This is a genomic window from Acinetobacter sp. WA-87, from assembly GCF_039938935.1.
Classification (GTDB): domain Bacteria; phylum Pseudomonadota; class Gammaproteobacteria; order Pseudomonadales; family Moraxellaceae; genus Acinetobacter; species Acinetobacter seifertii.
In genome coordinates, this window is sequence record NZ_JBDUVF010000002.1 from 417,099 (window position 1) to 439,039 (window position 21,941).

Genomic DNA, 21,941 nt, shown 5'->3' on the forward strand with positions numbered 1-21,941 from the left:
CGACTTTTTATCTTATCGGTATTTACCAAATACTTTCCACACACCATTATCTGCTAACGGGTCATTATAGCTATCGCTACGTTGCTTTCTTGGTTTATCTCGGGCATCGACAAGTTCAAAGTGAGGCTCTACCCCTAGCACAATACCATTGGTATAAAAACGTGAACGTGTATATTCACTTTGACCATGCTGGAACACATAAGTTCTCAAGTCGATAAATTCACGGTGAGCAACGAGTGCTGCCGTGTCATCACTCTGCAACCATTCTTGCATGGTAAAAATCTGATCTGTTTCGAACTGACCGCATTTTTCAATAAGACTTGCCACACCACGAAAAGTTTTCGACTCTTTAGCACGTGTTTTATTAATACGAATCCGATCTACATGAAAAAAGAATAATGGTAAGTTCAGATGGCTTGGTAAATGAATTGCATCTGGTAATTCATCTTCCATAAAAGGTTGAAAAAGCTCTTGTGCCCTTTCGATTAAGTCTTTCCATTGTTGGTAATAGGCTAAAACTTCTTCTTGCAAACCATAATAAATTGGCAGCCCTTCGACATGCTCTAAATATTGGGGTGGAAAAATATGCTGACGTAATAGAGCAATGTCTGTTTTTAAACTTTGAACGGCTATCGCATCTTGCATAATTAGAACTTCCAACACTTAGGCTATTTACAGACTAAGGCAAAGGTTTTGTTTCCGCAAGGCTTTGCCTATAATAAGCAGCTCTATTTTTGCGGGAATATGTCATGTCTCAAAAGATTAATGCAACAGATATTACTGAAGAAGAAGCGTTAAATGCTGTTTTCTTTGAGCGTGCGGATGAATTCATTAAACAAGCGAATGATTTTTGTCGCCCGCCTAAAGGCCAAAAGCCTGACCCCGCTGAGCTTCGCGGCCAAGTGAGTGCAGCCATGTTATTTGCAACTGCCCGTTTTAATACGTGGGTGGCTGCAAACAATTTTAAAGATGGCAATGAAATGCGCGATGCAAAAGAGCAAGTAATGTCTTATTTGCTTCAGCAATTTCAAATGATGCTCGAAGATAACTTTGATGAGTATTGTGAACAGTTCGAAAACTACTTACGTTTCCGTAAGAATGAAGATTTCCATGCTCACAAACATGACCATGACCATGACCATGACCATGACCATGACCATTAATAAGTTTTAAATACTCAAATAAAAAGCCACTTAATGTGGCTTTTTATTTGATAAGTTAGTTATTGCTTTTGCGCTTGGCCATATTGGTCAGCCATCACCTCCACAAGGTTTGAAGGTTTAATATATTTTTTAATGACTGCGTTCACATCGGCAACGGTCAGCTTAGTTAAGTCTTGATCGTGCTTAATGCGGTCAAGTAATGTTTTACCCGACTCAAGCTCAATATTTAACATACCGTGAATGTTGCGCTCATCTTCTAATGCAGTAACACGTTTCTTCATGAGATCTGCTTTAGCTGCGTCAAGCTCTTGCTCAGTAATACCCTTCGTTAACAAGTCATTTAGTACTTTATGAACTGAATCAGAGACTTGTGCTGAACGCCCAGCCGTATAGTTTGCACTAATACTTAACGCACCAACATTTGTGTCCTGATCAAGTTGTAGACCTGTTCCAAAACCATATACCAATGCATTTTTTTCACGAAGCTCTTGAGCCAAACGTGATGAGATTTGAGAATCACCTAAAATATAATTCATTAAAATTAATGCAGGTGCATCAGGATGATTTTTCCCAACTGGTAGTGTGATTATACTTTGATAACTACCAAACTCGCGTTGTTCAGATAAAGCATGCACTTTCTGAGCAGGAAAATCGACATGTTTAATTAAGATTTTTTCGTATGGTTGCTTACTATTCCAGCTCCCAAACTCTTGATTCAAGAGATTTTTCATTTTCTTTGCATCAAATGCACCAGTAATCGCAATTTGCGCATGGTTCATTGCAAAGAAATGCTGATATAGCTCTTTCACTTGTTCTTGGGTCACATTCTTCAATTGTTTTTTAGCCAGCTCAGGTTCAAAGTGATAACGCAAATCACCTGGTTGGTATTCTTCAATTAAACGCGATAATGTTAAACCTGCCACGACATCTGGTTCAGTATAAGGACGATCAAGGCTCGACAAGCTTTGAGACTTAATTAAATCAAATTGAGATTGTTCAAACTTCGGATTTTTCATGACCTCTAAAACAAATTTGAAGAACTCATCAAATTTTTCAGTTTTAGATTGAATGTTAATATTCATACCATTGCCGTCAGCACTTGCATAAGCTGCACCGCCTGCATCAATCGACTTATCTGCAATATCTTGCAAACTATATTTGTCAGAGCCACGCAGTAATAAATATGAAGTTAAATCAACAACTGTACCTTTATCAAATAAAGATTTTTCTGTACCAAAATCCATAGTAATAGTGGCATAGGTACGATCATCACGAGTTTCTACAGGGAACAAAGCATACTTCATTCCGTTTTTAAGTTTCCCGCGGCTAATCTTTTTCTCATTAGTTTCGGCATATTGCTTTGAGGTTTTTAAAAACTCGTTAACTTCTTGTTGATAAACTTTTGGGTCTTTTAAAGGCTCTGGTTTAACATCGGTTTGATCTAAAGTTTTAGGCTTATCTTTAGGGTCAAGTTGCAATGCTTTCTTTTGATCTTCAGGTGTCGGCAAAATATCGCCATCAATACGATGCCCAGCAACAAGAAACTGCTTTAAGGTTTGATTGACTTCATTGAGTTTCACTTTCTCAACTGCATCTAAATCTTTAAAATATTGGTCCCATTGCCCACCAGCTACACTGTAATCACTTAAACGAGAACCCAAAGCAACGGCATCTTTATTGACTAACTCGCCTTGCGTTTTCATTAAGCTTTTTACGCGATTTAGCTCAGTCTCTGTAAAAGGCTTACCCTTTTCTATTCCCGAGAGTAAAGCACTTTCAACTTTATTAGGGTCATTTTTTGGTGAGTAAACCGCACCTAAAAATACGACATTAAAATCTTGATCTAACCATGTTGATGCCTGAACGTCTGTAGAAATACCCGTTTCAACCATGTTTTGATATAAATGACCGCTTGGCTGCATGGTATACAACATTGGAGCTAAAGCGAGTGTTGGTTGAATTTTCGTGTTTTTTCCATTCATATAGATATGGAATTTGGCCAAATCACTGCCCTTTTTCACTACAAACTCACGATCCTTCATTTTTGTAGAATCTAAAACAGGTACCTGAACAGGCTTCGGCACAGCTCGTGCAGGAATCGGACTAAAATATTGGTCAATTGTTTTTAAAACATCAGTTTTATCAAACTTACCTGAAACGACCATCACAGCATTATTCGGTGCATACCAACTGCGGTAGAACTGATTCAATTCAGGCATTTTAATAGATTTAAGCTCAGGTAAATCACCAATCGGTAATCGCCCTAAATACTTGTTTCCATAAGCCGATTTCCACATTTGATCCATTAAGACAGCAAAAGGCTGATCCATACGGACTTCACGTTCACGCTTTACGATTTCAATTTCAGAAGGTACAAATTTTTCTTGTAGTACCAATTTATCCATACGTTCAGATTCAAGGTACAACACTTGATCTAGCGCATTTTTTTCTGGACGAACAATATTGGTATATTTGGTTGAATAGTAATCCGTGCTCGCATTTGTCATTAATGTATATTGATCTAAACGGCGCTGAAATTCTTCACCCTTTACGTTTTGCGTGCCTTTAAATGCCAAATGCTCAAGTAAATGTGCTAAGCCACTTTTACCTTGTGGGTCATTTAAAGAACCTGTCAAATAGATAGTATTAATAAAGATTTTATTTTCTTTGTCATTCGGCGCAAGCACTACCCGAAAGCCATTATCTAATTTATATTCCTCAATATTTTGCTTACTTTTTACTAATGTCGTTTGTGCAAAAGACGCAGCACTTAAACCAAGAATACATAGGGAGAGAGTCAGTTGTTTAAACTGCATGAACATAGAAATACCAATTAATTTGAATAATAAAAAATCAATAGTTGTAAGAGTATAGTAGGTAATTTAAGCTGACATTAATAGTAAAGTTTTGAAAAGAAAGCCGTTTATTTAAACGGCTTTTTATTTTAAAGAAAAATTTCTGCTTGCATATAAAGTTTGCCATATCCTGCAATTTCAATACGTTCCTGATTCAGTATATTGCAATATAAAACGCCTCCACGGCTAGAAGCTTGATAAGCCACAATATTATTTTTGCTCAGCTTTTCTGCCCATAACGGCGCTATTGCAGTATGAATTGAACCTGTAACAGGGTCTTCTTCAATGCCTGCAACAGGTGCAAAATAACGAGACACACAGTCATAGTGCTCGTCTGCTTTTGTAGTGATTACGACATCCATATCTGTAGTCGTAATAGCTGTCCGTTTACCTAAGGCTTTAAGTAAGTTCATGTCAGGCTGCTCATCCAACACGTCTTGCACTGATTCATACTCAACAATATAAGCTTGAACATTTTGATAAACAGCCTTAAATGGTTTGCTTAAAGCTTGTCGTAAAATAGCTGGATAATCTTCCACTTGTTCAGCCTTACGAATTGGAAAATTCATTCTGATTTTGCCATCTTCATCTTGGTGAACAATAAAAAGCCCTAAGTTTCGGACATGAAAATTAATGGTCTTTTTATCCGTAAAATCTTTAAAGAGTACAAAAGCACTCGCAAGAGTCGCATGACCACAAAAATCGACTTCAACCATTGGTGTAAACCAACGAATTTCATAGTTTTCAGAATCTATAATTTTTACAAAAGCAGTTTCAGATAAGTTATTTTCAAGCGCTATCTTTTGCATTAAATCTGCATCTAGCCACTCTTTTTCAACAATCACAGCAGCTGGATTTCCACGAAATAACTCTTTTGTAAAAGCATCGACTTGATACATTTTCATGATAGTGCTCTCTTTTGTAATAAGCTCATTTTCTAAAACTATTTAAAATAAAAACAGATACAGTTTTTTTAAAATTAACATCACAGTGGCAATTTAAGCATATAAAAAACGGCTCATTCAGATATGAATGAGCCGTTTTATACTAACTATTAATGATGTTGAGTTAACTCAATTTCATCTTCACTATTTAATATGTCTTTATCTGTTTGGCCCATCAGTTGACTCGTCACTACACCTGCAGTCATTGAACCATTTACATTTAATGCAGTACGGCCCATATCAATTAACGGTTCGATTGAAATAAGCAGCGCAACCAAAGTTACAGGTAAACCCATTGCAGGAAGCACAATCAGTGCAGCAAAAGTTGCACCACCACCAACACCAGCCACACCAATTGAACTTAAAGTCACAATACCCACTAAAGAAGCAATCCACATTGGGTCGAGTGTATTAATACCCATGGTTGGCGCAACCATGACTGCCAACATTGCTGGGTATAAACCCGCACAACCATTTTGACCAATGGTTGCACCAAACGAAGCAGAAAAACTCGCAATAGATTCGGGAATACCCAAACGACGAGTTTGCGCTTCAATACTCAGTGGAATACTTGCTGCACTTGAACGGCTTGTAAATGCGAATGTTAAAACAGGCGCAACTTTCTTAAAGAACTTAAGCGGAGAAACACCTGTTAGAGTCAAAATAATGGCATGAACGCCAAACATAATCGCCAAACCTAAATATGACGCAACTAAAAAACCACCTAGGTTTAAAATGTCAGCCACATTTGAACTTGCCACAACCTTAGTCATAAGCGCAAAAACACCATACGGTGTAAGCGTCATGACTAAACGTACAAGCTTCATGACCCAAGACTGTAACGTCTGAATAGCAGTCAAAATACGCTGACCTTTTTCTGCATCATCTTTCATTAAATTAAGCGCAGCTATCCCTAAAAAGACAGCAAAAATAACTACACTAATAATTGAAGTCGGATTTGCACCCGTTAACTCAGCAAAAGGGTTACTTGGAATAAAGGAAAGAATAAATTGCGGTACGCTTAAATCTGTTACTTTGCTTACATAATCAGTATTAATTGCAGTTAAACGCGCAGTTTCAGCAGCACCTTGCACCAAACCTTTGGCAGTTAAACCAAATAAGTTCGTCACAAATACACCAACCAGCGCAGCAATTAACGTTGTGAATAGTAGAGTTCCGATGGTATAGACGCTGATTTTTCCTAAAGAGGAAGCCTGATGCAACTTGGCTACTGCGCCTAAAATCGATACAAATACCAAAGGCATCACGACCATTTGTAAAAGTTTTACATAGCCGTTACCAACAATATTAAACCAGCTAATAGATTCAGCAAGAATCGGATGGCCACCGCCATAAATCAAATGTAGTCCTAAACCAAACACTACACCTAGAACTAAGCCAGCAAGAACTTTTTTAGATAAGCTCCAGTCCGTTTTACGTGTTTGGGCGAGTAAAAATATTAACCCGACAAAAACCACAATATTGATGATTAAGGGTATATTCATTCCCAAACTCCAAATTATTGCTTGTGTCATCTTTTAAGGGGGCATATTTGACCATAGCCGGCCTATATAAACTACCCTTTTCCACAATTTTCTAGCATGCAGATCATTGCCGATCTGGATGAGAATATAAAATGACATTTAAATACATATATATCACTTTTAGGGCATAAGCTAAGTAGGACATTTATGTATTAAAATTAAGCACATTTCTGTATAAACTGTTGCTCAATAAAACCAATAAATTGCTTTAGATTGCTCCCCCATGTCTCAGGAGGCTGAGCAACGACATAAGTGGTAAAGTGTGCAGATTCAGTATTAATTTCAAAACAGCTTAACGACAATTTATCAGCCACTTTAGTCAAATATGACTTTGGCAATAGCGCAAAGCCGACACCTAGCTCCACACAACTGACAATACCGTCCAGACTGCCCATTTCCATGATTTGCGAAGGCGGCACACTATGGTCATTTAAAAACAGCTCAATTGCATGGCGATAGGAACACCCTTGTCGAAATGCAATAAATCTGGTCTTTGCAAGCGTGGCAATATCAGGAAACTCGGTTTGCTGTTTCGGACAAACTAAAACCAATTGTTCTTGCCATATTGGATAGCTATATAACTCAGGAATCACATATTTCGAGGCTACAAAAGCGCAATCAAGCTCACCTTGCTGCACAGCGTTAATCAAATATCCTGTTGGGTGAGTTTGAAGCTCAATCGGCAAATTAGGATATTGCTGCATACATTCATTCAGTAATTGAGGAAGTCGTATGGCCGCTGTAGTTTCCATACTGCCTAAACGAATGGTTTCGTTCGGATCAATATCACTGTATTGAAAGATTTTTTTCGCTTTATTGTGCAGCGCGATCATTTGAACAGCATAGCTATGCAACTGCTGCCCTGCATTGGTTAATGTCACGGGATTATGGCGATTTAATAAAACCACTCCTAACTCTTCTTCAAGCTTTTTCACATGACTAGTGATATTCGATTGAACCGTATACATTTTTTGTGCAGCCAGTGAAAAACTTCCACTCTCTGCAACCGCTAAAAAAAACTCTAGAGACTTAAGCAACATACCACTATCTCAAAATAAGATAATTAGTATCATATTAAATCATTTTTAAAGATTATCAAACTCGCTTTTAATAATAAAAAAATTGAGTGATTTCTCATGACTACGCTTTATCGAATGAGTCTGCTTGTATTTTTAGCAACTTGCTTGGGTATTGGTGTTTTTAGATTTTCCTACACTGCCCTCATGCCAATCATGATTGTGCAATACGGATGGACACATGACTTCGCAAGCTTCTTAGGCAGTGCAAATTTGCTGGGCTATTTGCTAGGTGCCTTGTTGGCGTTGTTTAGTATTAAAGAAAAATCTATTCCCATACTCATTGTAAGTTCGGCAGTTGTGGGCAGTTTAAGCCTACTCTGCTGTGCCTTGATACACATACCATTGGTTTGGTTCGTGTTCTGGCGCACCATTTCAGGAATTGCAGGCGGCCTACTCATGATTTTGGCACCGAGCTTTGCCATGAAAAATATTGCAATGAGTCAAAGACTCAAAGTCAATTTCTTAGGGTTTAGCGGCATTGGTGTAGGCGTGTTATCTGCGACTATTATTATTCCCTTACTTAAAAATATGCCCGTTCAATATGTCTGGAGCATTTTTGCAGCGCTCTCTATTTTTGGCAGTTTGGTACTTTTCCAATTACTCAACCATCAACCACAGCAGTCTGTTCAAACAACCAGCCAAGTTCCTCAAAGCATCAAACATTCACGCTTGGGGCTGGTCATTATTATTGCCTATATGTGCAGTGCTTTTGCCTATATTCCCCACTCTTTGTTTTGGATGGATTACTTATCGGGAACCTTGCATTTTCCATTGCAACAGCGAAATTTGTTTTGGGTGCTGTATGGCATCGGAAGCTGTATAGGCGCTTTTGTGGCGTACTGTTTAAGCCGCCTCACCGGATATTTACAAGCAATTAAATGGCTTTATGGCATTTACTGCGTAGCCATTGCATTACCGTTCTTTTCACATGCCATCTCTTTACTTGCATTGTCTTCATTTCTTACAGGTTTGCTCACGCCTGCCACCGTGTTTATTAGCTCTTATAGCCTTTTACAAATCTATGAGCAGCGTTATCAAAAACTCTGGAGCCTTGCCACGATTGGCTTTGCCAGTACCCAGCTTTTAGGTGGCGTGGTTATAAGTACCTTACATCACTTGCACTGGTCGTATGCCCATCTCTTTTTAATGGGTGGCATTGTTTTGCTATTCGCTTTAATCCTTTTAGTCCGCACCCGTCCTTCCCTACCTACCACTCTCGGAGCAACCGAAACGTGAAAACTATATTGTTTCCTGTATTTTTAATTGCATTTGTACTGGTGATACAGGTCTTAGACCAAAGCTACCAAAAGAAAATCGGTGCACCCAAAACGGCAAAACACCCTGAGTTTATGCAATAAAAAAAGCCCCGACTAATAAGGGGCTTGTCAATTTTTTCAAAGTGAACATTAACGATTAAATCTGTGTCGTAAAAAGGTATCGTTTGCATTTCTTGATTATTTACAAAGCAGCTTTATTGACAAAAAATGTCATATTTTGTCAATGTAGAGTGTTTTCGTCTCATCTATATTTATTCAAAATTTATAATTTTAATACTTAAAATAGAGTAAGACATGAGCAATAACAATTATATTGATGAGCTTTTAAAGCTCTTAGCGATGTTCGCTTTTATCTGCGTTTCATTATTAGCATTTAAATGTCGAACTATATTTGCACTGGACATCACAACATCCTATGAAGTCTCTGTAAAGATTATTATCTATATTGCCACAGCGGCTACCCTTGGCTTTTTAACACGCGATCATATTGAGTTTACAACACAATTTTTAATTGCTATTCCATTTGCATACTTTTGGCTATCGCCTGTTCTTGACTATAAAGCCATTCAAACCATCCCAGAGGTTCCATTTTACCTCTCTGGTCATGGTCAAATTTTAGGATTACTCCTCGTCATTATCTTCTGCTTTGCGCTATGGGTATTTAAAGAAACAAGCTCAAATTCGCATTAGTCTTAAAAAGTCTGAATAACGATTTTTCGTGATTTTTATAAAGTTAAAAATGGTCACTGAAATATATATTTTTATAATATATATTTTAAATAAATTACTTTATATCAATTAAAACTTAAAAATGTTTAATGTATCAAGCCCAGCAAATGCTGTTGTAGTAACTATTATTTCAATAATTGCTACATTTAGCCTTCTTATATGGAAGTTTAATGTTTATGTTGGTATAGATGTCTATACCAGTGGAGAAGTACTTTTCAAAACTCTGTTATATGTAATGGTAATAGGGCTATTTAGTTACTATTTCCGCTTTACCATTAAAATGAGTAACACGGTAATCTTTTCATTACCGCTGTTTTTCTTTTGCATTAGACCTATTTTGAACTATAAACTTACGCACAGTATTGGACAAGTTCCCCTCTATGCAACTCATTATGGTCAGGGTGGAATATTGTTAAGTTTAACTGTATTAACTTGTATGCTTTGGGCTTATACTGCTAACTCATAGCTTATTATTTGTATTAACTTCAATACTATAAAAAACTATAAATAATACTCATTGAACAACAAAGAAGCCCTCGTTAAGGGCTTCTTTATGACAGTCTAATCTTCCATATGACGAATAATTGCCTCACCAAATTCAGAACAACGCAACAAGGTTGCTCCCGGCATTAAACGTTCAAAATCGTAAGTCACCGTTTTGGCTGCAATCGCTCCTGAAATACCTTTAATAATAAGGTCTGCCGCTTCCGTCCATCCCATATCTCGAAGCATCATTTCAGCAGAAAGAATAATTGAACCAGGGTTTACTTTATCTTGCCCAGCATATTTAGGTGCTGTGCCATGAGTTGCCTCATATACGGCAATTGCACCCCCGATATTTGCTCCCGGAGCAATTCCTATACCTCCTACTTCTGCTGCTAATGCATCAGAAATATAGTCACCATTTAAATTAAGGGTTGCTATCACTGAGTAGTCGGCAGGACGCATCAAAATTTGCTGTAAGAAGGCATCTGCAATTACATCTTTAATAATGATGTCTTTACCAGTTTTAGGGTTTTTAATTTTAACCCATGGACCACCATCTATGAGTTCACCACCAAAACGATCTAAAGCTAACTCATAACCCCATTCTTTAAAGGCACCTTCGGTATATTTCATAATATTACCTTTATGAACAAGGGTTACCGATGGTTTGTCATTATCTATTGCAAATTGAATGGCTTTACGAACTAAACGTTGCGATCCTTCTTTAGATACTGGCTTGATTCCAATACCGCATCCTTCTGGAAAGCGAATTTTTGTGACGCCCATTTCTTCTTGAAGGAACTTTATCACCTTCTTCGCTTCTTCAGAATCAGCTTTCCATTCAATACCAGCATAAATATCTTCCGAGTTTTCACGGAAAATCACCATGTCGGTTAGTTCTGGATGCTGAACAGGTGATGGAACACCCTCAAACCAACGTACAGGGCGTACACACACGTACAAGTCTAATTCTTGGCGTAATGCCACATTAAGTGAGCGAATACCGCCACCAACTGGAGTAGTTAAGGGACCTTTAATTGAAACGACAAATTCACGCAGAGCTTCAAAAGTTTCTTCTGGCATATAGCTGCCATAAATTTTATTAGCCTTTTCACCACAATATACTTCCATCCACTCAATGGAACGTTTACCGCCATAGGCTTTTAAGACAGCCGCATCAACAACTGTTTTCATGGTCGGTGTAATATCTACACCAATACCATCACCCTCAATAAATGGAATAATTGGATGATTTGGTACATTCAGTGATAGGTCTGCTTTTACTTTAATTTTATCACCATCGGCAGGAACCACGATCTTCTGATAACCCATTGTGTAGATTCTCCCTTTTATAATATTTAACTAACCAAACAAAAATAATTATCGATAAACAATACTTTCAACTTTTATTAACGCATAATAGCTTAATCGAATTTAATCCTTTTTGAGATTTATGTGGGAAATAAGCAAATTTCACACTTAAATATAGCTCAATGTTTTTACCGCTTATTTGAAAGAAGAAGTCATTTTTTATGAAAATCGTCATTCTTAACAAACCTTATGACGTACTCTCCCAGTTTCGTAAAGACGAAGCGCATATGACGGTCTCTGATTTTATAGATGACCCGACTTTACGCATAGCAGGTCGTCTTGATATGGACTCTGAGGGTTTAGTTTTTTTAACCGATCATGGTGGTTTGAATCAGTTCATTACCAACCCTGCGAATAAAAAATACAAAACGTATTTAGTTCAAGTTGATGGTGATGTAACCGAAGAAGCGCTTGAGCAACTTCGTAAAGGTGTAGAGCTTAATGATGGTATGACTTTACCAGCAAAAGCAATTAAGGTAAGTGAACCTGAATGGGTATGGGACCGTGATCCTCCTGTACGTTACCGTGCCAACATTCCAACCTCTTGGATTGAAATTTCTATTTGTGAAGGTCGTAACCGCCAAGTTCGCCGCATGACCTCTGCGGTAGGTTTCCCAACTTTACGTCTCATTCGTACTAAAATTGGTTCAATTGATTTAGTTCAATTAGGACTAGAACCGGGTGAGACCAAAGAAATTGAACCTCTACTCTACCCTGACTTTAAAGATGTGCCAGCAGAACAACCTTATCGTTCACGTTCTTATGTGAAAAAACCGGGTGGTACAGGTGGTAAACCAATGGTTCGTAAGAACAAAGATGGTTCTGTTAAAAAGTCTGGTACAAAACGTATCTGGCAAATGGATGAAAGTGAAAAACCACGTCGCAAGACCAATGGTACAACTCGTCCAAATACCAAGGCACCACGTGGTCGTGGCCGTAATGGTCGATAAAAACATTTAAGTTTTAAAGCTCACGTCAGTGGGCTTTTTTTAATGCCATTTATTTTTTATAAAAAAATAAAAAAAGCCGATGTATAAACACCGGCTTTTAAGCTATTCACACGAGTTAGTAATTAAGCACCAACACTTGCAAGAGCAGCATTAAATGTAGCGCTTGGACGCATTACAGCGTTTACTTTCGCTGGATCAATTGCGTAATAACCACCGATATCGGCTGCTTTACCTTGTACTTGAGCAAGCTCAGCAACAATCTTCGACTCTTCTTCAGCTAAAGTTTTTGCAAGTGAAGTAAACTTCGCTTTTAACTCAGCATCTTCGTTTTGTGCAGCAAGTGCTTCTGCCCAGTAAAGTGATAAGTAGAAATGGCTACCACGGTTGTCAAGCTCGCCTGTACGACGTGATGGAGACTTGTCGTTGTCAAGCAATTTACCAGTCGCTTCATCAAGTGTCTTAGCAAGCAACTTCGCACGAGCATTATTCTCTTTAACACCCATCTCTTCTAAAGAAGCTGCTAAAGCAAGGAACTCACCAAGCGAATCCCAACGTAGGTGGTTTTCTTCAACAAGTTGTTGTACGTGTTTAGGTGCTGAACCGCCTGCACCAGTTTCGTACATGCCACCGCCCGCCATAAGCGGAACGATAGACAACATCTTCGCAGAAGTACCAAGCTCCATAATTGGGAACAAATCTGTTAAGTAGTCACGTAAAATGTTACCAGTCACAGAAATTGTATCTAAGCCACGAACTACGCGCTCAAGTGTGTAACGCATTGCACGTACTTGAGACATGATTTGGATATCAAGACCAGTCGTATCGTGATCTTTTAAGTACTTTTGTACTTTCTTGATCAATTCGTTTTCGTGTGGACGGTATGGGTCAAGCCAGAAGATCGCAGGCATCCCTGAGTTACGTGCACGAGTTACTGCAAGTTTCACCCAGTCACGAATCGGAGCATCTTTCACCTGACACATACGCCAGATATCGCCTTCTTCAACATTTTGAGTCAATAACACTTCACCAGTGTCAAGATCGGTAATGTTTGCGATACCAGCTTCAGCAATTTCAAAAGTCTTGTCGTGAGAACCGTATTCTTCAGCTTTTTGAGCCATCAAACCAACGTTTGGTACTGTACCCATAGTCTTCGGATCGAAGTTACCATGCCATTTACAGAAATTGATCATTTCTTGGTAAATACGCGCAAATGTTGATTCAGGCATTACTGCTTTAGCATCGTATTGCTTACCATCAGCACCCCACATTTTACCACCAGCACGGATCATTGCAGGCATAGAAGCATCTACAATGATGTCGTTAGGTGAATGGAAGTTTGTGATGCCTTTTGCCGAGTCAACCATTGCAAGTGCAGGACGGTGTTCTTGGCAAGCATGTAAGTCTTCGATGATTTCTTCACGTAATGACGTTGGAAGCGTTTCGATTTTCTCGTATAACCCAGCCATACCGTTATTAACGTTAATACCTAATTCGTCAAATAACTTACCGTGTTTTTCAAAAGCTTCTTTGTAGTAGATTTTCACACAGTGACCGAACACGATCGGGTGTGAAACTTTCATCATTGTCGCTTTTACGTGTAAAGAGAATAAAATTCCAGCTTCTTTACAATCATCAAGTTCTTTTTCATAGAAATCACAAAGTGCTTTCTTGCTCATGAACATTGAGTCGATGATTTCGCCTTCTTGAAGCGCAACTTTTGGCTTAAGAACAATGCTCTTACCACTGTTTGTGATAAGTTCCATTTTTACATTGCGTGCACGGTCAAGTGTCATTGACTTTTCACCGTGGTAGAAGTCACCTTCTTCCATGTGTGAAACGTGAGTTTGTGACCACTGTTTCCACTCGCTCATTGAGTGAGGGTGTTTCTTAGCGTAATTTTTAACGGCAGCAGGAGCACGACGGTCAGAGTTACCCTCACGAAGAACTGGGTTTACTGCTGAACCTAGGCATTTGCCATAACGAGCTTTAATAGTTTTTTCTTCTTCAGTCGCTGGGTTTTCCGGATAGTCAGGAATTGCAAAACCTTTAGATTGAAGTTCTTTAATACATGCTGTCAATTGCGCAACAGAGGCACTAATATTTGGGAGTTTAATAATGTTAGTATCTGGATCTTGTGTAAGACGACCTAGCTCAGCAAGGTTGTCGGATACCTTTTGCTCTTCACTTAGGTAGTCAGCGAATTCTGCGAGCACACGTGCAGCTACAGAGATGTCACTTTTAACAATCTCGATACCTGCTGGCTTAGTAAAGGTCTCAATGATCGGCAGTAGCGAATAAGTCGCCAATAATGGCGCCTCGTCAGTCAGTGTGTAAATGATAGTTGACTTTTCACCAGCCATATATAGCCCCTTCCGTTGAATTGAGTTTTGAGGACCGAGCTTTTGGCCCAGTGCCTACGAACCGATATGCTTAAATAAAACCCTGAGAGTATCGACTCTCATTGGCTTCCAGTCAACGAAATATCCAGTGATAACGACATTTCGCAGCGAAATAATACATAATTTAAATCTATTGATAATAATCTTATACCTAACTTATGGTAATACATCTAGGTTTACCAACTTTTAAGGTATAGATCAGTCTTAAATTACATGAGATATCTTTCAGAGTTCTGACAAATATTATACTTTTCATTCAAAATAAACTCAAAGATAACACCTATTTCAATTTTTAAAATCTACTAAAAAGTAAAAACCGATGTACGAAACATCGGTTTTTTATAAACTATTTAACTGTTATTCAGGCTTTTAACCATTTATCAGCTTTTGTTTGATCTTCAATAATAAGTTCAACTTCAGTTAAGTTTATGCTTTCACCTGTAACTTCAAACGACAACAACTCATCACGGCGGAAAGCCAAGACTTGGTAATTACCCTTTTGCTTAGCGTATTTCTCAATAAGTTTTGTGGTCGCTTTTAATCCATCAATTGCGATAATGACATCATTGGCAGAAATACCTGCTTTTGCCCCAGCTCCTTCACGTTGAGCATTTTGTACCAATACACCTTCAGGTTTATCGGTTAGCTTTAAACCATAAGCTAATGTCTTATCGTTTTTAAGCGTATAACTTAAACCAAACTCAGGGAATAACTGATCCAGCGGCAACTCATCCGTTGTGTTAATCAAATGATTAATTTGCTCAACCCAACTATCACCCGTTAACTCTTCGCACAAATCAAAAACGGTACGCTCATTAACCTGAATACCGTTTTGGGTGTTTTCATACAAACGACGCATTAGGGCATCAAGACTAGAATCACGTAAACGTAAGCCTAAATCTAAACATAAGGCAACTAATGCGCCTTTATTGTAATAACTAGTTCCAGCATTATTGGTGTTTTCATCTGGACGATAAAACTTAATCCATGCGTCAAAACTTGACTCTGCGACTGTCTGAACAAAACGACCCGGATTTTGTAAATAACGATCAAGCTGTGACTTCAACAAATCTAGATAAGACTTCTGAGAGATCACACCGCTACGTAATAAAATGAGATCATCATAATATGAAGTAAACCCTTCAAAGATCCACAGTAGCGAGGTATAACCTTCTTGATGTAAATTGTAGTTTGCAAAGTTTTCTGGGCGGATGAACTTCACTAACCACGAGTGGAAATACTCATGGCTACATAACCCTAAGAAACGTTGATAATCTTTCGAAGGTTCAGTAGGTTCATTCGATTTTGGTAAATCATCACGTGGTGTAATCAGACTAGTACTGTTGCAATGCTCTAAGCCACCATAACTATTGCCTGTTGCCATCGTCATAAAGGTATAGTTTTTAAATGGCGCTGAACCAAACATTTCAATTTCAGCTGCACAGATCTTTTCAATATCCGCTTTTAAACGTTCTATATTGGTATTGTGCTGTCCAGAAATTGCAAATTCATGTTCGATTCCATGAGCTTCGAAGCTAAAACGTGTTTGCTCCGCAAGTTCAAATGGACTATCAATCAGTTGATCATAATGATCAGCTTTTAAGGTAAAACGTCCCTTAACTAAGCTTTTTGAAGCTAAGCCAGTTGCTAATTGAAAGTGTTTTAACTCATCAGGCAAAAAGATTTCTAACTCACAAGCAGATTGCTCTTGTCCATCTAAACCTAAGCATACACAGGCTGGGTTAATATATAGACGATTTTGATCTACATAAGCACCACGTACTGATAAATCGTAAGCATAGACATTGTATTCAACAGTAATTAACTCATGATCGGTGTTAAATAAACGCCAGCGATTTTTTTCAGTTTTTTTAATATTGAGCATGCGCCCAGCTTCATCGTAAGCTTTTACAGCTTCAATATGCTTAGAAAACTCACGAATTAAATAACTACCTGGAATCCACGTTGGTAACCATAGTTCCTGATTTGGATTCGCTAAAAAACGAATTGTGACGTGAACAAGATGCTGTTTGTAATCATCGAACTCTATTTGATAATGCAACATAAATTCTTCAATTTAAAATAAGAACGGTTTCACCTTAGATTATCACTTTTTTGTATCGACTTGCGTAGATGTATTTTTTGGCAACAATTCAGACTAGCCTTCTACAAAAAAAAGGCATAGCATGCTGTGCATCTGTGTTCCGTATTTGCCAGTAAACGTCAAGGTCACCTAGTGAAATTCTTCCTATCTCTTTTTACACTGTTTAGTATTTTCTGTACTACTCTTACCAATGCTGCCCTTCTTAATATTGCTCCTGAGAGCGTCGAGGCCGCTGCTTGGACAATAGTAGATACTCAATCTGGTCAAGTCATTGCTGAACATAATAGTCATGTGCAACGTGCACCAGCATCTTTAACCAAAATGATGGTTGCTTATATTGCATTAAAAGAGATTAAGGCTGGAAAATTAAAGCTAGATCAAGTTATTACTGCAACACCAGTAGTTAGCGTGGTTCAGTGGGATGAATCACAAATGTACCTTAAAGCAGGTGAGCAAATTTCAGTTGATCAGCTTTTGGCAGGTTTAATTGTGATGTCGGCAAATGATGCCGCGGTGACTTTGGCTGAAAAAATTTCTGGTGATGTGCCTCATTTTGTACAACGCATGAACCAAGAAGCTCAAGCTTTAGGCATGAAAGACACGCATTTTAGTAACCCTGCCGGGATTACAATGCCTGATCATTACACGACAGCGCATGATTTAAGCTTATTAAGTCAGGCAGTGATTCACCAAACACCTGAATATTTACATTATTCAAAAATGCCAAGCTTTAGCTACAATCAACGTTTTCATCATGCGACTAACTTTGCTTTGAAATATGATCCATCTGTAGATGGTTTAAAAACTGGCTATACCAAAGCAGCAGGTTATAACTTAGCACTTACAGCTTCACGTCCTTCGTTTTCACCGAACCTACCACAAAGACGTTTACTGGTTATTGTTTTAGGTACACCAAGTGCAGTGAAGCGTGCTGAAATTGCCGATAAGTTAATGAATCTTGCTTATGCGTATACACGTGATGAAGTGGTTATTCCAGAGCAAAAACTTATTGCTGAGCTACCAGTTATTAAATCAACTTTAAAAATGTTTAAGGTTGAAACTAAGCAGCCAACTATTGTCACGACTTCTTTATATGCCGAACCAGCAGCAATTGATTTAAATACGTTTGATTACGCAACACAACGCATTCAAGTCGTTGATAGCAATAAACAACTAAAAACTATTGCTCCACTAGAAACGACTCAAACTCGTGTAAATATTGCATTAAACGAGCAAAAATTAACAGCACCGTTAATGAAAGCCATGAACTTGGCAACAGTTTCAATTTATCAAAATAATCAACTGATTCGCAGTCTACAAATTGAAAATGATGTGCATATTGAAGAAGCCAATATTTTCCAAAAAATCATGATGTGGTTCTCAAATTTGTTCTCTATTTTTTCATCAAGTAATCATAGTGCAGCAAAACTCTACCCTGTAGATTCGCACTAAAAACATCAAATTGTGCACAGAGGCACAATAAATCTTATAAATAAAAGATGGCATAATTTAGCCATCTTTTTTTATAGAAAAATAATTAGGTGATAAAAATGGCCCAAAGTTTACATCATATTGTCATTGTCGGTGGTGGCGCAGGTGGTTTAGAACTTGCCACACAACTCGGTGAAACCTTTGGGAAAAGTGGTAAAGCCAAAATTACATTAGTCGACCAAAATTTGACTCATATCTGGAAGCCTCTACTTCATGAAATTGCGGCGGGTTCCTTAAACCCTCACGAAGAACAAACCAATTATTTTGCGCATGCAGAAAAACATCATTACGAATTTATATTGGGAACACTTGTTGCAATTGATAAAGAGAAAAAAATAATAGATTTAGTCCCTCCTCAAGTGTCTAAAGAACAGAACACTCAAGTTCAAAAACTCAGTTATGACACGCTTATTTTAGCGCTTGGTTCAGTATCCAATGACTTTAACACAACGGGTGTACGTGAAAACTGTCATTTTCTAGACAGTAGAAATCAAGCAGATATTTTCCAACAAGATCTTTTGCATTTGTACATTGAAGCACAGAATCAACCTAGCCAACGTACACTCAATATTGGAATTGTTGGTGCAGGTGCAACGGGTGTAGAACTTGCTGCCGAGCTTATAGAAACCACTAAAAACTTTTACCGATATGGTTTGAAAAAAATCCACCCTAATCAAGTAAAAATCACACTGATTGAAGCTTCCGAACGTATTTTACCTGCTTTAAGTGAGAAAACAGCTGAGCATAGTGCAAAACAGCTCCAAAAAATGGGGATCCAAATTTTAACTCGACATCGCGTTGAAAAAATTGATAAGCATTGCATCTATTTCAGTAACGGTAATGAACTCAAAAGTGATATTACGGTATGGGCAGCTGGCGTAAAAGCACCGAAAGTTCTTGAAAGTTTTACCGATTTTGAACGTGACAACATTAACCGTTTAATGGTCTATGCTACGCTGCAAACTTATTCTGACCAAAATGTATTCGCTTTTGGTGATTGTGCACACTGCCAACTTGATGCACGACACCCTCCTCTTGGACCACGCGCTCAAGTTGCCAGTCAACAAGCAAGCTTTTTAGTGGATGCTATGGCTGCCAGACTTAATGGCCGTTCCCAGCCGATGTTCACTTTTAATGACAAAGGTTCACTTGTGTCTTTAAGTCGTAATAAAGCCGTTGGAGAATTACTTGGGGATGTCAGTGTACAAGGATATATTGCTAAAACAATGTACGTATCTTTATACCGTTTACATCAAGCAACAATTCACGGATACACTCAAGCTGGACTACTCACAGTGAAAGATTTACTTACAAGACGAGTACGACCAAAAATTAAGCTGTATTGAGTTGAATTTTTTGAGTTCATCCCTATATACGTAAAAACGCATTAGAAAAAGTGTTAAAGATTGAGATTTTGTAGTCTACAAAATTTATTTTTCACTTTATGATGTACGCTTTAATTGATTGAATGGATCAAAAACATGACTGCAATTGCAAATAACCACGTGGTTTCATTCCACTATAAATTAACAAACGCTGAGGGTGAAACACTTGATCAATCTCAAGGTGAACCACTTGCCTATTTGCACGGTGCAGGCAATATCATTCCTGGTTTAGAAAATGCATTAACTGGTAAAACTGTTGGTGATAAATTCACTGTAAACGTACCAGCTGCTGAAGGTTATGGTGAATACAACCCAGACCTAGTACAAGAAGTTCCAGCTCAAATGTTCCAAGGTGTTGATAACATTCAACCTGGTATGCAGTTCCAAGCTCAAACTGATGACGGCGTTCAAATCGTTACAGTTAAAGCGGTTGAAGGCGACAACGTTGTTGTTGATGCTAACTTCCCACTTGCTGGCCAAGACTTAACTTTTGAAGTTGAAATCGTAGAAATCCGTGAAGCATCTACTGAAGAGCTTGATCACGGTCATGTACACGGTGCTGGTGGTCACCACCACTAATTCATCTTTAACAAGATGATAAAAAGCAAAGCTTCGGCTTTGCTTTTTTTATGCATTTATTTTATATAATATTCAGTGAGTTAATTTATTATTGGACTATGCATGTCAAATGCTTATCAATTGATTTGGTTCCGACAAGATTTACGAGTGCGCGATCATGCAGCTTTATGGCATGCTTGCCAACAAGGTAATTCAATTGCATTAGTCATCTTATCGCCAGACCAGTGGAAACAGCACGACGATGCTCCAATAAAAATTAGTTTTTATTTAAGACAACTCAAAAAACTTCAAGAAGAATTGGCAGCTCTTCACATCCCTCTGGTTATTCAGGTCATCCCTTATTGGAAAGATATTGCCAAATCTATTTCTGACTTTAGTAAGAAATATAATATTGAAAATGTTTATGCCAATATTGAGGTAGGAGTAAATGAACTAAAAAGAGATAAAACTGTACAAGACACTTTAAATAAAGACAGTAAAGAACTTTTTTTATTTCATGATCGCACGATTTTTCCTCTACGTTCAATTCGCAATAAATCAGAACAACCTTATCAAGTTTTCAGTGCCTTTAAAAAAGTGTGCTATTCAAAACTAGATACTAGTGGTTTACCTCAATGTTATCCTTTACCCAATAAACAAACTAAAGTTCCAACCGATTTATTAGAAGAGGAAAATACAAACTTAGCTGAAATTGAAAAGCTATTCTGTTCATCCATTACAACAGAACAGCAAGATTTATGGCCTGTTGGCGAGTCATATGCATTAGAACAACTAGATCATTTTATTAAAGACTCGGTATCTCACTATAAAGTCGAGCGAGATTTTCCCCACATAACAGGTACAAGTAAACTTTCGCCTTATTTAAATATTGGCATTTTATCTATACGTCAGTGTTTACAAGCATTATTCCGCAGTCAACATGGTAATTTTCATTTAACCAATGAAGGTCAGCAAACATGGTTAGATGAACTTATTTGGCGAGAGTTTTACCAACATATTTTATTTGATTTTCCATATGTGTCTAAACATATTCCATTTAAAAAGGACACTCAAAAAATTCAATGGAATCATAACCCAGAACACCTAACTGCATGGCAAACTGGTCAAACAGGTATTCCTATTGTTGATGCCGGAATGCGTCAGCTTTTACAAACAGGCTGGATGCACAATCGAGTACGAATGATTACTGCTATGTTCTTATGTAAAAACTTACTGATCGATTGGCGTATTGGTGAGCAATGGTTTATGCAACATTTAATTGATGGAGACCTAGCTGCAAACAATGGTGGATGGCAATGGTGTGCTTCAACTGGAACAGATGCTGTACCCTATTTCCGAATTTTTAACCCGATTAGCCAATCGCAAAAATTTGATCCGAATGGTGACTATATTCGCACATGGGTAAAAGAATTAGCTCATCTGGACAACAAATCTATTCATGATCCTTATTCAGCCAATAAGTCTCTTCGGTTGAATTATCCAAAACCGATTGTAGATTTAAAAGAAACGCGTCTCAAAGCAATTGAAACATTCAAGCGTATTTAGTTAACAATTACGTCTTATATGTTTGCTTTTGATTAAAAAA

At 37.9% G+C, this 21,941-nt stretch carries 17 protein-coding genes; 9 read left to right on the forward strand and 8 right to left on the reverse strand.

The window, feature by feature from the left end:
- Positions 1-12 precede the first annotated feature (12 nt).
- Positions 13-645 (reverse strand): hypothetical protein, encoded by a 633-nt coding sequence (locus tag ABFY81_RS08915; RefSeq protein WP_004700077.1) that lies wholly within the window; start codon positions 643-645, stop codon positions 13-15.
- A 104-nt stretch (positions 646-749) separates the two neighbouring features.
- Between ABFY81_RS08915 and ABFY81_RS08920 the strand changes: the two genes are divergently transcribed.
- Entirely contained in the window at positions 750-1,163 is a 414-nt protein-coding gene (locus tag ABFY81_RS08920; protein ID WP_077163108.1) for a DUF3144 domain-containing protein, read from the forward strand.
- 59 nt (positions 1,164-1,222) lie between these two features.
- On the opposite strand, the gene ABFY81_RS08925 is transcribed toward ABFY81_RS08920, so the two are convergent.
- The 4 genes from ABFY81_RS08925 to ABFY81_RS08940 all read right to left on the reverse strand — a co-directional run bounded on the left by ABFY81_RS08925 (position 1,223) and on the right by ABFY81_RS08940 (position 7,546).
- A complete protein-coding gene (locus ABFY81_RS08925) occupies positions 1,223-3,985 on the reverse strand; it encodes a pitrilysin family protein (RefSeq protein ID WP_347913570.1) in 2,763 nt (920 codons plus the stop codon).
- Positions 3,986-4,107: 122 nt separating this feature from the next.
- The gene (locus tag ABFY81_RS08930) at positions 4,108-4,923 is read right to left on the reverse strand and encodes a PhzF family phenazine biosynthesis protein (protein WP_199999591.1); all 816 of its coding nucleotides are present in this window, start codon (positions 4,921-4,923) and stop codon (positions 4,108-4,110) included.
- A gap of 149 nt (positions 4,924-5,072) precedes the next feature.
- Positions 5,073-6,467, reverse strand: a complete 1,395-nt coding sequence (locus ABFY81_RS08935) for an L-cystine transporter (protein WP_004700069.1) — start codon at positions 6,465-6,467, stop codon at positions 5,073-5,075.
- 197 nt (positions 6,468-6,664) lie between these two features.
- On the reverse strand, positions 6,665-7,546 hold the full coding sequence (locus ABFY81_RS08940; RefSeq protein WP_077164812.1) for a LysR family transcriptional regulator: 882 nt from the start codon (positions 7,544-7,546) through the stop codon (positions 6,665-6,667).
- A gap of 96 nt (positions 7,547-7,642) precedes the next feature.
- On the opposite strand from ABFY81_RS08940, the gene ABFY81_RS08945 reads away from it, so the two are divergent.
- The 3 genes from ABFY81_RS08945 to ABFY81_RS08955 all read left to right on the forward strand — a co-directional run bounded on the left by ABFY81_RS08945 (position 7,643) and on the right by ABFY81_RS08955 (position 9,552).
- Positions 7,643-8,821, forward strand: a complete 1,179-nt coding sequence (locus ABFY81_RS08945; protein WP_347913571.1) for a YbfB/YjiJ family MFS transporter — start codon at positions 7,643-7,645, stop codon at positions 8,819-8,821.
- Positions 8,818-8,943: a hypothetical protein gene (locus tag ABFY81_RS08950; RefSeq protein ID WP_288101026.1), complete on the forward strand. Its 126-nt coding sequence runs from the start codon at positions 8,818-8,820 to the stop codon at positions 8,941-8,943. The genes ABFY81_RS08945 and ABFY81_RS08950 overlap by 4 nt, the downstream gene beginning before the upstream one ends.
- A 213-nt stretch (positions 8,944-9,156) precedes the next feature.
- The gene (locus tag ABFY81_RS08955; RefSeq protein WP_049064672.1) at positions 9,157-9,552 is read left to right on the forward strand and encodes a hypothetical protein; all 396 of its coding nucleotides are present in this window, start codon (positions 9,157-9,159) and stop codon (positions 9,550-9,552) included.
- A 600-nt stretch (positions 9,553-10,152) separates the two neighbouring features.
- Here ABFY81_RS08955 and icd read toward each other — a convergent pair.
- Positions 10,153-11,409 carry an NADP-dependent isocitrate dehydrogenase gene (gene icd / locus ABFY81_RS08960; RefSeq protein ID WP_347913572.1) on the reverse strand — a complete coding sequence of 419 codons (1,257 nt, stop codon included), beginning with the start codon at positions 11,407-11,409 and terminating at the stop codon, positions 10,153-10,155.
- 200 nt (positions 11,410-11,609) lie between these two features.
- On the opposite strand from icd, the gene ABFY81_RS08965 reads away from it, so the two are divergent.
- Positions 11,610-12,398, forward strand: a complete 789-nt coding sequence (locus ABFY81_RS08965) for an rRNA large subunit pseudouridine synthase E (RefSeq protein WP_086496897.1) — start codon at positions 11,610-11,612, stop codon at positions 12,396-12,398.
- Positions 12,399-12,520: 122 nt separating this feature from the next.
- Here ABFY81_RS08965 and ABFY81_RS08970 read toward each other — a convergent pair whose 3' ends face one another.
- Positions 12,521-14,758, reverse strand: a complete 2,238-nt coding sequence (locus ABFY81_RS08970; protein WP_191110512.1) for an NADP-dependent isocitrate dehydrogenase — start codon at positions 14,756-14,758, stop codon at positions 12,521-12,523.
- Between the two features lie 400 nt (positions 14,759-15,158).
- The gene (locus ABFY81_RS08975; RefSeq protein WP_347913573.1) at positions 15,159-16,862 is read right to left on the reverse strand and encodes a M61 family peptidase; all 1,704 of its coding nucleotides are present in this window, start codon (positions 16,860-16,862) and stop codon (positions 15,159-15,161) included.
- A gap of 171 nt (positions 16,863-17,033) precedes the next feature.
- Here ABFY81_RS08975 and ABFY81_RS08980 point away from each other — a divergent pair, with 171 nt between their 5' ends.
- The 4 genes from ABFY81_RS08980 (at position 17,034) to phrB (ending at position 21,901) form a co-directional block, all read left to right on the forward strand.
- Positions 17,034-18,353, forward strand: a complete 1,320-nt coding sequence (locus ABFY81_RS08980) for a D-alanyl-D-alanine carboxypeptidase PBP6B (protein WP_347913706.1) — start codon at positions 17,034-17,036, stop codon at positions 18,351-18,353.
- 98 nt (positions 18,354-18,451) lie between these two features.
- Positions 18,452-19,738 (forward strand): NAD(P)/FAD-dependent oxidoreductase, encoded by a 1,287-nt coding sequence (locus ABFY81_RS08985; protein WP_347913575.1) that lies wholly within the window; start codon positions 18,452-18,454, stop codon positions 19,736-19,738.
- 135 nt (positions 19,739-19,873) lie between these two features.
- Positions 19,874-20,356, forward strand: a complete 483-nt coding sequence (locus ABFY81_RS08990) for a peptidylprolyl isomerase (protein WP_347913576.1) — start codon at positions 19,874-19,876, stop codon at positions 20,354-20,356.
- A gap of 102 nt (positions 20,357-20,458) precedes the next feature.
- Positions 20,459-21,901, forward strand: coding sequence for a deoxyribodipyrimidine photo-lyase (gene phrB / locus ABFY81_RS08995; RefSeq protein ID WP_347913577.1), 1,443 nt, complete (start codon positions 20,459-20,461; stop codon positions 21,899-21,901).
- Positions 21,902-21,941: the final 40 nt, after the last annotated feature.

What these genes read in the sequence shown, in the direction of transcription:
- ABFY81_RS08915 (WP_004700077.1), bottom strand. Translation starts at nt 645, where the DNA reads ATGCAAGATGCGATAGCCGTTCAAAGTTTAAAAACAGACATTGCTCTA.
- ABFY81_RS08920 (WP_077163108.1), top strand. Translation starts at nt 750, where the DNA reads ATGTCTCAAAAGATTAATGCAACAGATATTACTGAAGAAGAAGCGTTA.
- ABFY81_RS08925 (WP_347913570.1), bottom strand. Translation starts at nt 3,985, where the DNA reads ATGTTCATGCAGTTTAAACAACTGACTCTCTCCCTATGTATTCTTGGT.
- ABFY81_RS08930 (WP_199999591.1), bottom strand. Translation starts at nt 4,923, where the DNA reads ATGAAAATGTATCAAGTCGATGCTTTTACAAAAGAGTTATTTCGTGGA.
- ABFY81_RS08935 (WP_004700069.1), bottom strand. Translation starts at nt 6,467, where the DNA reads ATGAATATACCCTTAATCATCAATATTGTGGTTTTTGTCGGGTTAATA.
- ABFY81_RS08940 (WP_077164812.1), bottom strand. Translation starts at nt 7,546, where the DNA reads ATGTTGCTTAAGTCTCTAGAGTTTTTTTTAGCGGTTGCAGAGAGTGGA.
- ABFY81_RS08945 (WP_347913571.1), top strand. Translation starts at nt 7,643, where the DNA reads ATGACTACGCTTTATCGAATGAGTCTGCTTGTATTTTTAGCAACTTGC.
- ABFY81_RS08955 (WP_049064672.1), top strand. Translation starts at nt 9,157, where the DNA reads ATGAGCAATAACAATTATATTGATGAGCTTTTAAAGCTCTTAGCGATG.
- icd (WP_347913572.1), bottom strand. Translation starts at nt 11,409, where the DNA reads ATGGGTTATCAGAAGATCGTGGTTCCTGCCGATGGTGATAAAATTAAA.
- ABFY81_RS08965 (WP_086496897.1), top strand. Translation starts at nt 11,610, where the DNA reads ATGAAAATCGTCATTCTTAACAAACCTTATGACGTACTCTCCCAGTTT.
- ABFY81_RS08970 (WP_191110512.1), bottom strand. Translation starts at nt 14,758, where the DNA reads ATGGCTGGTGAAAAGTCAACTATCATTTACACACTGACTGACGAGGCG.
- ABFY81_RS08975 (WP_347913573.1), bottom strand. Translation starts at nt 16,862, where the DNA reads ATGTTGCATTATCAAATAGAGTTCGATGATTACAAACAGCATCTTGTT.
- ABFY81_RS08985 (WP_347913575.1), top strand. Translation starts at nt 18,452, where the DNA reads ATGGCCCAAAGTTTACATCATATTGTCATTGTCGGTGGTGGCGCAGGT.
- ABFY81_RS08990 (WP_347913576.1), top strand. Translation starts at nt 19,874, where the DNA reads ATGACTGCAATTGCAAATAACCACGTGGTTTCATTCCACTATAAATTA.
- phrB (WP_347913577.1), top strand. Translation starts at nt 20,459, where the DNA reads ATGTCAAATGCTTATCAATTGATTTGGTTCCGACAAGATTTACGAGTG.